12 protein-coding genes are annotated in these 12662 nt (G+C 69.2%); 1 reads left to right on the forward strand and 11 read right to left on the reverse strand.

The genetic code is table 11. From position 1 onward, the window contains the following. Positions 1 to 45 precede the first annotated feature (45 nt). From ccrA to arsC, 6 genes are all read right to left on the reverse strand, one after another. Complete coding sequence (gene ccrA, locus BWR60_RS25145) at positions 46 to 1275, reverse strand: crotonyl-CoA carboxylase/reductase (RefSeq protein WP_088154118.1); 1230 nt, start codon at positions 1273 to 1275, stop codon at positions 46 to 48. Between the two features lie 681 nt (positions 1276 to 1956). Continuing rightward, positions 1957 to 3195: an MFS transporter gene (locus BWR60_RS25150; RefSeq protein WP_088154120.1), complete on the reverse strand. Its 1239-nt coding sequence runs from the start codon at positions 3193 to 3195 to the stop codon at positions 1957 to 1959. Positions 3196 to 3201: 6 nt separating this feature from the next. After that, on the reverse strand, positions 3202 to 4554 hold the full coding sequence (locus BWR60_RS25155) for an NAD(P)-binding domain-containing protein (protein WP_230983174.1): 1353 nt from the start codon (positions 4552 to 4554) through the stop codon (positions 3202 to 3204). Positions 4555 to 4651: 97 nt separating this feature from the next. Continuing rightward, complete coding sequence (locus tag BWR60_RS25160) at positions 4652 to 5068, reverse strand: PadR family transcriptional regulator (protein WP_230983175.1); 417 nt, start codon at positions 5066 to 5068, stop codon at positions 4652 to 4654. Positions 5069 to 5130: 62 nt separating this feature from the next. Then, complete coding sequence (arsB, locus tag BWR60_RS25165; protein WP_088154140.1) at positions 5131 to 6159, reverse strand: ACR3 family arsenite efflux transporter; 1029 nt, start codon at positions 6157 to 6159, stop codon at positions 5131 to 5133. A gap of 85 nt (positions 6160 to 6244) precedes the next feature. Beyond that, positions 6245 to 7039, reverse strand: coding sequence for an arsenate reductase (glutaredoxin) (arsC, locus tag BWR60_RS39055; RefSeq protein WP_088154124.1), 795 nt, complete (start codon positions 7037 to 7039; stop codon positions 6245 to 6247). 482 nt (positions 7040 to 7521) lie between these two features. On the opposite strand from arsC, the gene BWR60_RS25175 reads away from it, so the two are divergent. Continuing rightward, a complete protein-coding gene (locus BWR60_RS25175) occupies positions 7522 to 7944 on the forward strand; it encodes a hypothetical protein (protein WP_088154126.1) in 423 nt (140 codons plus the stop codon). Between the two features lie 53 nt (positions 7945 to 7997). On the opposite strand, the gene BWR60_RS25180 is transcribed toward BWR60_RS25175, so the two are convergent. The 5 genes from BWR60_RS25180 to BWR60_RS25200 form a co-directional block, all read right to left on the reverse strand. Next, positions 7998 to 8642, reverse strand: a complete 645-nt coding sequence (locus tag BWR60_RS25180; protein ID WP_088154128.1) for a hypothetical protein — start codon at positions 8640 to 8642, stop codon at positions 7998 to 8000. A 14-nt stretch (positions 8643 to 8656) separates the two neighbouring features. Continuing rightward, positions 8657 to 9514: an ABC transporter permease gene (locus BWR60_RS25185; protein ID WP_088154130.1), complete on the reverse strand. Its 858-nt coding sequence runs from the start codon at positions 9512 to 9514 to the stop codon at positions 8657 to 8659. Beyond that, entirely contained in the window at positions 9511 to 10266 is a 756-nt protein-coding gene (locus BWR60_RS25190; protein ID WP_088154132.1) for an ATP-binding cassette domain-containing protein, read from the reverse strand. The genes BWR60_RS25185 and BWR60_RS25190 overlap by 4 nt, the downstream gene beginning before the upstream one ends. 211 nt (positions 10267 to 10477) lie before the next feature. Beyond that, entirely contained in the window at positions 10478 to 11443 is a 966-nt protein-coding gene (locus BWR60_RS25195; protein ID WP_088154134.1) for a YVTN family beta-propeller repeat protein, read from the reverse strand. Between the two features lie 11 nt (positions 11444 to 11454). Then, on the reverse strand, positions 11455 to 12662 hold a 1208-nt coding region (locus BWR60_RS25200; protein WP_343216420.1), incomplete at its 5' end, for an ABC transporter substrate-binding protein.

The following is a 12662-nucleotide window of genomic DNA, read 5'->3' on the forward strand; positions in this document are numbered from 1 at the left end:
GTCCAGTCCGTGAGTGTGGTGCGTGAGCCGGGCCGTCTCAGCCGGTCATTCCAGCCGTGCCCCCTCGCCGGGGCGCGTGGCGTGGATCAGCACCGCCATGTTGCCGGGACGGTGCTGGTTCCGCAGCATCTTGGCGTGGGCCGCCGGCAGCTCGTCCCAGGCGAACAGCTCCGACAGGCACGGGTCGATGCGTCCCGCCATGACCAGCCGGTTGGCTTCGGCAGCCTGCTTCAGATTGGCGAAATGGCTGCCCTGGATCCGCTTCTGCCGCATCCACACATAGCGGGCATCGAAGGTCAGGTCGTAGCCGCTGGTCGCCGCGCAGAACACCACCATGCCGCCGCGCTTCACCAGGAAGCTCGACACCGCGAAGGTGTCGCGCCCCGGATGCTCGAACACGATGTCGACCTCGCCGCCGGGCCCGGCCGCCTGGCGCACGGCCCGCCCGAAGGCCTTCACCTTGTCCAGGTAGCCCGCGTATTCGGGCGACCCGATCGGCGGCGGCGTGCCCCAGCAATCGAACTGGGACCGGTTGATCGTTGCCGCCGCGCCGAGCTTCCGGGCATGGGCCGCCTTCGCCTCGTCGGAGACCACGGCGATCGGCCGGGCCCCGACGATCGCCGCCAGCTGGATCGCCATGGAGCCGAGGCCGCCCGCCGCGCCCCAGATCAGCACGGTCTTGCCCGGCCCGAGAACATGCGGCGCGTGCCCGAACAGCATCCGGTAGGCGGTGGCCAGAACCAGCGTGTAGCAGGCGGCGGCCTCCCAGCTCAGATGCCGGGGCTTCGGCAGAAGCTGCGCCGCCTGGACGCGGGTGAACTGGGCGAAGGCGCCGTAGGAGGTCTCGTACCCCCAGATCTTCTGGGTCGGCGACAGCATCGGGTCGCCGCCGTTGCACTCCTCGTCGTCGCCGGCGACCTGGCAGCAATGGGCCACGACCTCGTCGCCGACGCGCCAGTTGCGCACATTCGACCCGACCGCCCAGACGATCCCGGACGCGTCTGAGCCCGCGATGTGGAAGGGATGGTCGTGGAAGTCCAGCGGCGACACCGGATGGCCGAGCGCCGCCCAGACGCCGTTGTAGTTGACGCCGGCGGCCATCACCAGGACGAGGACCTCGTCCGGGCCGATCGCCGGGACGTCGACGACCTCCCGCCGGAACGCGGTGGACGGGTCGCCATGATGGTCGCGGCGGATGGTCCAGGCATGCATCCGGTCCGGGACGACCCCCAGGGGAATGGGCTGACCGAGGTCGAACACTATCCCGGTCGCCATCGATGGTCCGGGAACGTTCCCTTCAAATTGCGTTAGCACGACAACCCCTCCCGATTCACATCGGCAATGCCAGAGGGCAATTCTTGACGATCAATCAGAGTTCGCTTTGTCAGCGACTTATTTCGTGAGGAAGGCCAGCATCTCGATGGCATTTGTTTCATGCAAAGGCCGTCGATATTCTTCTGGAGCAGATGTGCCATTTCGACCGACATATGGCAAGGAAAAAGAATCGTTAACTAGGAAGTATTTCTGATAATCAATGAAACGATTAGAATAAATTCATTTGAATCGTCAGATTCAATTTATGGAAATTGCTGTAAGTTTGTGAAATTTATATGTGAAATTGCTTTTATATTTTGCATTTTCGTGAAATTTATGCATATCATAATCTGTGATTTAATATAATATAGAGATGATTGGGAGTTGAGGTCGTGGTTGTGGCAGTATTCATATCGATGTCACTTGGCTGCCATTCCCCGTGATATCCCGGCGTAGCCAGACGTCCTGTCGCCAGGGAGGAGCACTCTGCTGCGGGCCAATGTAAAGACGGATGATAGAAAGTCGACAAAGTGTCTCGGCGCCTGCAGAGAGCTGAGCCAGTGTCCGGCCCCGGCCGTCCCGATCGACCACTTTTGGGCCAATTCCAACGGTCTCGGGAATGTCCGCCCCTGAGCTGAAGGTTCACGACGGTTCCGCATTGGCGGCCCTGGTGGATCGGAAGGCGCCCCAGAGCACGCCGACCAGGGCGACGTTGGCGACGGCAATCGCCGCGAGGAATGCGAGTGTGCTGTTCGCTCCCAGAGTCTCGAGCAGAACGGCCCCGATCGACGGTGCGGCGGCCTGCGCGATCAGGCTGGGCATGACCAGGCGGCCCATCAGCGTCGCGTAACCCGACGCTCCGAACAGGGCCAGCGGTACCGTTCCGCGCGCGATCGAGAAGATGCCGATGCCGGTGCCGTAGCAGACCAGGCCGACGACGAGGATCGAGAAGCCGGACCACAGCAGGACGACGCCGGCCGCGACCAGGGCAACGGACGCGACCAGCGTCCAGATCGGGTGATGGTAGCGGCCGATCGCCATCTCGACGACACGCGCCGCGACCTGGCTCGGGCCAATCAGGGTGCCGAAGGCCACAGCCGTGGCGAGGGACACCCCGCCGGCCTGCAGGATCGTCAGCACATGGACCGACCACAGCGACGAGATCATGCCCTCCACCACCAGGATGACGGCCAGGAGGCCGAACAGGAGCCGGTGCGTCGGGGGCCTGGATGGCGTGGCCGGTCCTGGACTGCGGGTCACCGGCTTGGCGGGCCGCCGTTCCGCCTCGCGCGGCATGGCCGCCAGGTAGAGCGGCAGCACGACCAGGAGATGCACCCCGGCATAGACGAGGCAGGTGCCCCGCCAGCCGATCGACTGGACCAGCCAGGCGGACAGCGGCCAGCAGGCCGTGCTGGCGAAGCCGCCCCACAGGGTCAGCATGGTGATCGGTCCGCGCGCCGTCTCGCCATACAGCCGGCCCAGGCTGGAGAAGGCGGCGTCATAGAGCCCCGCCCCCATGCCGAGGCCGATCACGACCCAGCCGGCGAGATAGATGACCAGGCTGGGTGACGCCGCGACAAGTGCCAGGCCGGCCGCGAAGAGGCCGGCGCTGGCGGTGAGAACGGGCCGGCCGCCGAAGCGCTCGATCAGGCGGCCGACCCTGGGGGCGGACAGGCCCCAGATCAGCAGGCCCAGCGACAGGCCGGCGACGACATGGCCCAGCGACCATCCGGTGTCATCGGCGATCGGCTTGGCGAGCACGGCCGCCAGATAGTAGGTCGAGCCCCAGGAGAGGATCTGCGCGATCCCAAGCCCGGAGACGAGCCATCCGGTCCGCCACCGCGCCGCAGCCGGCGAGGCGATCACCGCAGCGTGGTCCATCCCGGCTCAGCGGCAGCAGCGGGCGGCGGCGGCCGGCTCGGGCGCCGCTCCGCAGCAGGACGAGGCCGGCTCGGCTGCCTCGGCCACCGTCCGGCCGGGACCATTGCAGACGCCGGTCTCGGGCAGGTCCAGCTCGACCCTGGCCGCAGCCTCGAGATCGCCGGCCAGATGGGCCGCGACGGATCGGGCCTGCTCGTGCCCCGTGGCCAGCAGGAAGGTCGGCGCCCGGCCGTAAGCCTTCATGCCGATGATGAACAGGCCTGGCTCCGGCTGCGCCAGCTCGGCGGCGCCGTGGGGCCGCACGGTGCCGCAGCTGTGCAGGTTCGGATCGATCAGCGGCGCCAGCGCCCGCGTGCAGTCGAGGGCGGGATCGAGGTCGATCCACAGCTCGCCGAGAATCGACAGGTCCGGCCGCAGGCCCGTGGCGACGACCAGCTCGTCGACGTCCACGGTACGCTCCGCGCCGTCCTGGTCGCCGATGACGCGCAGGCTGCCGTCCCCGGCGGCATCGATCACGTCGACCGTGAACGGCGAAAGGATCTCGAAGGCCCCGGCATCGGCCAGCGCGCGCAGCCGCAGGCCGAGGGCGCCCCGCCGCGGCAGCTGGTCGGCATCGCCGCCGCCGAACAGCTTCGACCGGTCGGCCGTGCGGAAGGCCCAGACCACCCGGGTGCCGGGCACCTCGCGGGCGAGGTCGGCCAGGTCGAGCAGGGTGCCGGTGGCGGAATGGCCGCTGCCGACGACCAGGATGCGGCGGCCGGCATAGCGCTGGCGTTCGCGGCCAAGCACGTCCGGCATGCCGTAGCGGATGCGCGCCGCCGCCGCCCGCTCGCCGATCACCGGCAGGCCGCCGGCACCCGCCGGATTCGGCGAGGACCAGGTGCCGGAGGCATCGATGACGGCGCGTGCGAACAGCCGCCCCTCCCGCCCGGAGCCGTCGACGAACCGGACCTCGAAGGGCCGATCCTCCCGCCCCGCGGTGCGGACCTTGCCGATCCCGGCGCGGGCGATGCCGGTCACCCGCGTGCCGAGGCGCAGCCGGCCGGCGATCTCCGGCGTCGCGGCCAGCGGGTCGAGGTAGCGCTCGGCGAGGTCGCGGCCGGTCGGGTAGCCGGTCGCCTCGGGGGCGGCCCAGCCGTGCCGGCGCAGCAGGGTCACGGCCGCCTTGTCGGTGCTGTAGCCCCAGGGCGAGAACATCGGCACATGGCCCCAATCGCGCACCGCGGCCCCGACCTGCGCACCGGCTTCCAGGATCACGGGCTCGAGCCCGTGGCCGAGGAGATGGACGGCCGCGGCCAGGCCGACGGGCCCGGCGCCGATGATCGCGATCGGCAGGTCCGGGGCCGCGGTGAGTGCCATGCGATCCGATGCGGCAAGGGGGCGATTCATGGGCGGCTCCTCATCGGCTATGGTCTAGGCATCGATGGTCAATATATCGAGGCAAAAGAAGAGGCCGCTAGGCGCAGCAGCCCCCATCGCGGTCCCGCGCGATCACGCTTTCGGTCTCGGTCAGCGCCCGCGTCACCTCCAGCCAGGCCTCGACGCCGACCTTGAAGGCCTCGCGACCCTTGTCGGTCAGGGTGTAGGTCTTGCGCGGGCGGCCGGAGACGACGCTGCTTTCGACGGTGACATAGCCGCCCTCCTCGAACTCGCGCAGCACCGGGTAGATCGTGCCCTCGGTCGGGGAGCAGCAGCCATTGGTCGTCAGCTCGACCGCGCGGGCGATGTCGTACCCGTGCATCGGCCGGTCGTGCAGCACGCGCAGGATGAAGAACTTGGACAGGCTCATCTTGATCGTGCCGGCCCAGTAGGAGCGGCTGGTGTAGTCGACCGCGGGGCGGGCCACGGCGGCGATCTTGCGGGCTTCGGTCATGTCCAAGGCCTATACCTTGATGATCAATGAGTCAATGCACAAGGTATCTGCCGTTCGGCTGATCAGGCCGGCCGGCGCTCGTACCAGCCGCGCGACGCCTTCACCAGGCGCACCACCGACAGCATGACCGGAACCTCGACCAGCACGCCGACGACGGTCGCGAGGGCGGCGCCGGAGTTGAGGCCGAACAGGCTGATGGCGGCGGCCACCGCCAGCTCGAAGAAGTTGGAGGCGCCGATCAGCGCGGCCGGCGCCGCGACGCACCAGGCGACGCCAAGGCGCCGGCTGAGCCCATAGGCGATGCCGGCATTGAGATAGACCTGGATCAGGATCGGCACGGCCAGCAGCAGGATCACGATGGGCTGGGCGAGGATGCGCTCTCCCTGGAAGCCGAACAGCAGCACCAGCGTCGCCAGCAGGGCGGTCAGCGACAGCGGCTGCAGCACGGCCAGGGTCCGCCGCAGCGCCGGTTCGCCGCCTGTGGCCAGCAGCGACCGTCGCCAGAGCTGGGCCGCGGCCACCGGCACGACGATGTAGAGCACGACCGACAGCAGCAGCGTGTCCCATGGCACGGTGATCGAGGCGACGCCGAGCAGCAGCCCGACCAGCGGCGCGAAGGCGAACACCATGATCAGGTCGTTCAGCGCCACTTGGCTCAGCGTGTAGTGCGGCTCGCCCTCGCACAGATTTGACCAGACGAAGACCATGGCCGTGCAGGGCGCGGCGGCGAGCAGGATCAGCCCGGCGATGTAGGACGGGATCTGGTCCTGGGCCAGCCAGGGCGCGAACAGCCCGCCGATGAAGACGGTGCCGAGCAGCGCCATCGAGAACGGCTTCACGCCCCAATTGACGAACAGGGTGACGCCGACGCCGCGCCAGTGCTCCTTGACCTGGCCGAGTGCCGCGAAGTCGATCTTCAGCAGCATCGGGACGATCATCGCCCAGATCAGCACCGCCACCGGCAGGTTGACCTTGGCGACCTCGGCCGAAGCGACCGCCGCAAAGAAGCCCGGCACCACGGCGCCGAGGCCGATCCCGGCGACGATGCAGAGCGCCACCCACAGGCTGAGGAACCGTTCGAACACCCCCATGGCGGGGGCGGCTGCAGGCGCGCGTGCGGCAGCGCCGGCGGCGCTCGTCTCGGCGTTCATGGCAGATCCTATCGGTCGGAGTGGGTCAGGCGCGCTTGCCGGAGGCGTCGACGACCAGTTCGCCGTCCTCCTTGCGGAATTCACCCCGCTGCGGCGCCGGCAGGATGTCGAGCACCGCCTCGGACGGGCGGGCGAGCGTCACGGCCCGCCCGGTGACGACGATCGGGCGGTTGATCAGGATCGGGTGCGCCATCATGGCGTCCAACAGCTGGTCGTCGGTCAGCGCCGGATCATCGAGCCCCAGCTCGTGGAACGGCGTCCCCTTCTCGCGCAGCACCGACCGCACCGGCACGCCCATGCGCCGGATCAGATCGGCCAGCTCGGCGCGGCTGGGCGGCGTCTTCAGATACTCGATCACCGTCGGCTCGATGCCGGCATTTCGGATCAGGCCAAGCACGTTGCGGGACGTGCCGCAGGCCGGGTTGTGGTAGATCGTGACGCCGCTCATGCGGGCTCCTTTTCGCTCGCGACGGCCGACTTCGATGGCGTCCGCGGCCTGCTCGACGAGCTGCATCAGGGGCGTGCAGATCTCCGGCCGGCCGTTGCAGCAATCCTGGACCAGGAAGGCGAGCAGGCCGCGGACGCCATCGAAGTCGGCCGAGTAGATGATCGACCGGCTTTCCCGTCGCGACCGGATCAGGCCGGCCCGGCTGAGAATGCCGAGATGGGTCGAGAGCGTGGTGGCCGGCACCTCCAGGCGCTCGGCAACAGCGCCGGCGGCAATGCCGTCCAGTCCTGCCTGCACCAGCAAGCGGAAGACCGCCAGGCGGGTCGCCTGCGCCAGGGCGCTGAGCCCCTCGATCGCCGTAGTTTCATCCATATTTCTAGAATGGCAGAAATATAGGATTTTTCAATGCTGATTTCGGTGGGCTCTCGCCCGGGGATGGAAAGCGCCGCCAGGCGGTCCCTGAGGGCCGAGGGGATGGGGCCGCTTCAGGGCGCGCTTCCGTCGGGCCGGCGCTTGGTCGGCAAGGATTGGTTCCTACCTCAGCATCACTGCTCTTCTGCCGGCTTCGCCACCCGATGCCGGCGCTGCCGCAAGACGGAAGCCCCCTTTAAAGGGTATTGCCGCGTCTCGACAGGCCGCGACTCGGCTTTGCCTGGTTCGACGGCGATGCATGACCCCGCCGATTCGGCCTGACGGCTCGCCGGACGGCCCGGCACCGCTGATCCGCCTCGCCCCGAGCCGCCTTGGACCAAAGCACAACGGACGCCAGTCCCAGCCGGCCGGCATACTCGCGACGCAGGCGGCTCCGCGCGGTCGAAGATCGAGGGCCGCCACCATCGGGAGAGGAGCCTGGAATGCGTGGATCCCTGATCGCCGCCGCCACTTTGCTGCTGGCCCTGGGGCTGGCCGGCCCCGCCGCGGCCCAGGCCGGGCTGACGACGCGCGGCACCACCCTGGACACGCTGACGCTGTCCTCCGGCAAGGCCTTCCCGACCAAGCCCTACGAGCTGGAGGCCGGCAAGTACTACCGCTGGCCGATCGAGGCCGACGGCACGGCCGAGCTGGGCATCGCGGCGCCGGAGTTCTTCCGCAACATCTGGATCAACGAGGTGGTGATCAACAAGGTCGAGGTGCGGCCGCTGGGCCTGGATTCGATCGAGTTCGACGACGCCGGCAAGGCGGTCATCTCCTTCGTGCCGATCCGTCCCGGCACCTTCACCTTCCACGCCCCGGAGAGCACCGCCGAGGGCATGAGCGGCACCTTCATCGTCAAATAAGCCGGTATCGGGGCGGCGTGGCGGCGGGGAAGAGGCCGGGGCCGGCCTTCTCCCTACTTCCCGATCTCCTCCTGAATCGCGCGGGACAGGGTGAACATCCGGCGCTCCAGCACGAAGGGCTGGTCGCAGATCGCCGGCAACAGCCGCTCGCGGTCGTCGAACACCCGCTGGTCCCAGGACAGCTGCGTCTCCAGCTCCTGCCGCTTCTGCGCGACCGCCGGGTTGGTCGAGGCGGGGTCGACGCCGTCCAGCGTCGCCGTGCTGTCCTCGATCCGCTTCGCCAGCGCCTCCTGCCGGCTGTTGAAATGGCGGATGCCGCGGATGATGGTGCCGCGCTCGCCGTTGATGGTCTCGAACAGCCCGGCGAACAGCGTGGTCAGCGCCGCCTTGCGGTCGCCCTCATAGCCGGTGGCGAAGCGGTGGATCTCGGCCGTCGCCTCGTCGACCGGGACGCGGCGCGGCGCCACCCGTTCGACCAGCGCCGCCACCACCGCGTCGTCGCGCCAAGCCGGGCCGCTGGTGGTCGGGTCGTCGCCCGGCCACATCGCCCCGACCGACAGCTCCGGCTGCAGCACCTGGACGCAGGGCCAGTCATCCTTCTTCTGGGCCGTGTCCTGCCCCCAGGCCGCCGCCATCGGGCACAGCGCCAGCAGCGCGGGGAGAAGCCATGTCGCGATAAGGGGGGCGGATCGGATCATGACGGACCTCCTTGTCAGCCGGCGCCGGGACCGCGGACGCGGGCGACGAGGCCGCGCGCCGGGTCGTAGGCCAGGATCGCTCCGCCGAGGAACACCACGGTGAAGCCGAGGACGAGCAGCAGCGACTGGGTGTCGACCTGGCCGTAGAGCGCGAACCGGTTCAACTCGACGGCGTAGGTGAAGGGGTTGAAGCCGCAGACGTCGCGCAGCAGCGGGCTCGCCTCCTCCACCTTCCACAGCGGGTAGAGGGCGGAGGAGGCGAAGAACATCGGGAAGATCACGAAGTTCATCACCCCGGCGAAGTTCTCGAGCTGGCGGATCGCCGAGGACAGCAGCAGGCCGAGCGCCCCCAGCATCAGCCCGGACAGGATCAGCGCCGGCAGCACGGTGACATAGCCCATCGGCGGCGGCTCGACGCCCCAGATCCGCGCGATCGCCAGGAAGACATAGACCTGCGGCAGCGACAGCAGCGTGCCGGCCAGGAGCCGCGCCAGCAGCAGGAACCAGCGCGGCATCGGGCTGGTCAGCAGCACCCGCATGCTGCCCATCTCGCGGTCATAGACCATGGACAGCGAGCTCTGCATCCCGTTGAACAGCTGGATCATCGCGATCAGCCCGGGGACGATGAACTCGTCATAGAGGATATAGGTGTCGTAGGGCGGGATGATCGAGACGCCGAGCACCGAGCGAAAGCCGGCGGCGAAGATGAACAGCCAGACCAGCGGCCGCACCAGGGCGGAGATGAAGCGGGTGCGCTGGTGCACGAAGCGCAGCCCCTCGCGCCACAGGATGCCGTTCAGGCAGCGCAGCGCCCCGGCGACCGAGACGGAGCCGAGGGGCTCGCGCCCGGCGATGTCATTGGCGGTGCTCATGCCGCCTCCGTCAGCCGGCGGAAGGCGTCCTGCAGCCCGCCGGTGCCGGGATCGGAGATGCCCAGGTCGGAGACGATCGCCGCGGCCGGCCCCTGCCGCAGGATGTGGCCGCGATGCAGGATGATGGTGGGGTCGGCCGCCTCGACCTCGTCGATCAGATGGGTGGCCCAGACCACGGTCAGGCCGCGCTCGCGCACCAGGCCGCGGACATCGGCCAGGATCGCGGCGCGGCTGCGGATGTCGAGCCCGACCGTCGCTTCATCGCACAGCAGCAGGCGCGGCTCGTGCAGCAGCGCGCGGGCGATCTCGATCCGCCGCGCCTCGCCGCCGGAGAAGCTGCGGATCTTGCGGTCGGCCTCCTTGGCCAGCCCCACCCGCTCCAGCTCCGCCGCGATCCGCTGCCGGGCGACAGAACCCCGCATGCCGTGCAGCGCCGCGTGGTAGCGCAGGTTCTGCCGGGCCGAGAGGTCGGGGTCGAGCGCGCGCTGCTGGAACACCACGCCCATCAGCGCCAGGGCCCGCCCAGGCTCGGCGGCCAGGTCGCGGCCGAACACCCGGATGTGGCCCGACTGGGCGCTGTAGAGCCGGGTGACGAGGGAGAAGAGCGTGGTCTTGCCGGCGCCGTTCTGCCCCAGCAGCACGGTGAAGGTTCCCGGCCGAACGGCGATCTCGATCCCGGCCAGGATCTCGCGCCCGGCGATCCTGTGCGACAGGCCGGTAACGGCCAGAGCGGGGGGGTCAGTGGCGGGCATGCGCACCGGCTAGGCAATTCGCGTTGCCTCTCCCGCCTGGCGGGAGAGGTCGGGCGCCCGCAGGGCGACCGGGTGAGGGCTGGCCCCGGCCTCGACAAACTCCCCTCACCCGGAGCCGCCAACGCGGCTCCGACCTCTCCCGCAAGCGGGAGAGGCAACGCAATGAGCCGCATCGGATGTGGGCAACCGTCAATGGCCACAGCCCGTTCATTCAGTGGATCGCCACGCCCCAGGGCAGCTCGCCCACGGGGATCGACTTGATCACCTTGCGGTCCGCCACATCGATCACCGAGATGTCGTTCGAGGCGCCGTTGACGGAAATGACGTATTTCCCGTCCGGCGTGAAGTCCAGATGCCAGACCCGCTGGCCGACCAGCAGATAGTCGGTCACCTCAAGGGTCGCGGTGTCGATCACCGCCACCCGGTTGGCGGGGCCCAGCGCGACGAAGGCGGTCTTGCCGTCCTTGGTGATCGCCACGCCCACCGCCTGGATCGTCTCCTTGCGCACGCCCTGCACGGCGAAGCCGATCTTCTTGATCACCTTGCGGGTCGCGGTGTCGATCACGGCGACGGTGCCGCCGATCTCCGACGACACCCAGACCTGCTTGCCGTCCGGGGTGAACTCGGCGAAGCGCGGCCGGCTGTCGACCAGCACGTTGTCGGTCACCTGCAGCGTCTCGGTGTCGATGAAATGCGCCATGTTGGTGGTCTCGGAGGTGCTGACCAGCGTCTTGCCGTCCGGGCTGATGCCCATGCCCTCCGGCTCCACCCCCACCGGCACCTCGGACTCGACCACCTTCTGCTCGAGGTCCAGCACGGTGACCATGCTGTCATCCTCGTTGGCGACGTAGAGCCGCTTGTCGTCGGGCGACAGCACGAACAGCTCCGGGTCCGCCCCGCTGGGCAGGGTGTCGATCACCTTGTGCGTGGCGGTGTCGATCACCTCCACATGGTCGGCATCGCTGGTGCAGACATAGAGGCGGGTGCCGTCCTTGCTGATGGTGATGCCCCGTGGCCGCTCGCCGACCGGGATGGTCGCGACCTCCTTCATCTGGTCGAGGTCGACGACGCTGACCGTGTTGCCCTTCTCGTTCGAGACATAGGCGGTGAAGGCCTGGGCCGGGCCGAAGGCCAGCACCGGCATCGCGGCCACCGCCAAGAGCACGAGCCTGTTCATCAGCGGGCCTCCTAGGGATCGGGGTTGAGCCGGCAGGACGATTCCGGCTCGTCGTAGCCGAGCGTGTCGAGCGGGGTGCGCTGATGCAGGAACCCGTCCTGCGGCGACACCGAGACCAGCATCAGCGGCGAGGCCAGCAGCATAGGCTGGCGCAGCTGCTGGTCCCAGCTGCGGAAGGTCAGCGGCACGCCCTTGAACGCGCCGAGCTGGAAGTCGGGCGACACGAGATAGGAGCGGAGCGCGGCCGGGTCGCCGCTGCCGGTGCGGGTCACCGCCTCGCCCACCGCCCGCACCGCGGCCCAGGCGGCGTAGTCGCGCTCCAGCATCCAGCGGCCGGCGGCCTTCTGGAAGCGGCGCTGCAGCTGGGTGCCGCCCCACTGCTCCTGGCTGCGGTGCCAGGCGGTCGGCACCAGCCCCTGGGTGCCGACCACCGGCCGCGCGTCCCAGGTGCGGTAGGGCAGGTACTCGCCGAACACCTCGCTCTCATCGGCCACCACCAGCACGTCGTAATCGGGCAGGCGTTGGGTCAGCTGGGTCATCTGGCGCTGCACCTGCTGCTCGCCGGTGTCGGAGCGGCGGGAGCCGGCCTTGAACTCGTAGCTGCGCTCCTCGACGATCTGGGCGCCGTAGCGCTTGGCGGCGCGGCGGATGGCGTCGGCGAAGGCCTTGTCGTCGTCCAGCGTGCCGGACACCAGCACCCAGCGGGTCCAGCGCTTGAACGCCAGGTACTGCGCCAGCGCGTCGGCTTTCATCGCCCGGTTCGGGATGATGTGGAAGACATTGGCGCGGCAGTCGCTGACCCGCAGCCGGTCATCCTCGGCCCGGGCGTTCAGGATCACCGCATCCTTCATCTCCGGCAGGTCGGCCAGCTGCAGCAGCCGGTCGGCCGGCAGGTCGGCCACGACCAGCTTGATGCCCTTGCCGGCGAGGGCCGCGGCGGCGCCGGGCAGGTCGCCGCCGGCCGGGACCACCGTCTCGTCCAGCTTGAAGTCCTGGCCGAGGAAGCGGCCGGTGGTCTGGTTGTCGACGATGGCGAGGCGGGCGCCGGCCAGCCCCTTGTCCTTCGCCACCGGCTCGACCAGCGACAGCGGCTCCGGCTCGGGGATCGCCTCGCCGAGATAGCCGATGGTGACCGTGAGCTTCGGCGCGGCCGGCTGCTGCGCCGCGGCCGGGATCGCCAGCAGGGCGGCCGCGAGACCGAGCGCCGCCAGGAGGCGGC

It is taken from the genome of Inquilinus limosus (assembly GCF_002195995.1).
GTDB classification, from domain to species: domain Bacteria; phylum Pseudomonadota; class Alphaproteobacteria; order DSM-16000; family Inquilinaceae; genus Inquilinus; species Inquilinus limosus_C.

What these genes read in the sequence shown, in the direction of transcription:
- ccrA (WP_088154118.1), bottom strand. Translation starts at nt 1,275, where the DNA reads ATGGCGACCGGGATAGTGTTCGACCTCGGTCAGCCCATTCCCCTGGGG.
- BWR60_RS25150 (WP_088154120.1), bottom strand. Translation starts at nt 3,195, where the DNA reads ATGGACCACGCTGCGGTGATCGCCTCGCCGGCTGCGGCGCGGTGGCGG.
- BWR60_RS25155 (WP_230983174.1), bottom strand. Translation starts at nt 4,554, where the DNA reads ATGGCACTCACCGCGGCCCCGGACCTGCCGATCGCGATCATCGGCGCC.
- BWR60_RS25160 (WP_230983175.1), bottom strand. Translation starts at nt 5,068, where the DNA reads ATGACCGAAGCCCGCAAGATCGCCGCCGTGGCCCGCCCCGCGGTCGAC.
- arsB (WP_088154140.1), bottom strand. Translation starts at nt 6,159, where the DNA reads ATGGGGGTGTTCGAACGGTTCCTCAGCCTGTGGGTGGCGCTCTGCATC.
- arsC (WP_088154124.1), bottom strand. Translation starts at nt 7,039, where the DNA reads ATGGATGAAACTACGGCGATCGAGGGGCTCAGCGCCCTGGCGCAGGCG.
- BWR60_RS25175 (WP_088154126.1), top strand. Translation starts at nt 7,522, where the DNA reads ATGCGTGGATCCCTGATCGCCGCCGCCACTTTGCTGCTGGCCCTGGGG.
- BWR60_RS25180 (WP_088154128.1), bottom strand. Translation starts at nt 8,642, where the DNA reads ATGATCCGATCCGCCCCCCTTATCGCGACATGGCTTCTCCCCGCGCTG.
- BWR60_RS25185 (WP_088154130.1), bottom strand. Translation starts at nt 9,514, where the DNA reads ATGAGCACCGCCAATGACATCGCCGGGCGCGAGCCCCTCGGCTCCGTC.
- BWR60_RS25190 (WP_088154132.1), bottom strand. Translation starts at nt 10,266, where the DNA reads ATGCCCGCCACTGACCCCCCCGCTCTGGCCGTTACCGGCCTGTCGCAC.
- BWR60_RS25195 (WP_088154134.1), bottom strand. Translation starts at nt 11,443, where the DNA reads ATGAACAGGCTCGTGCTCTTGGCGGTGGCCGCGATGCCGGTGCTGGCC.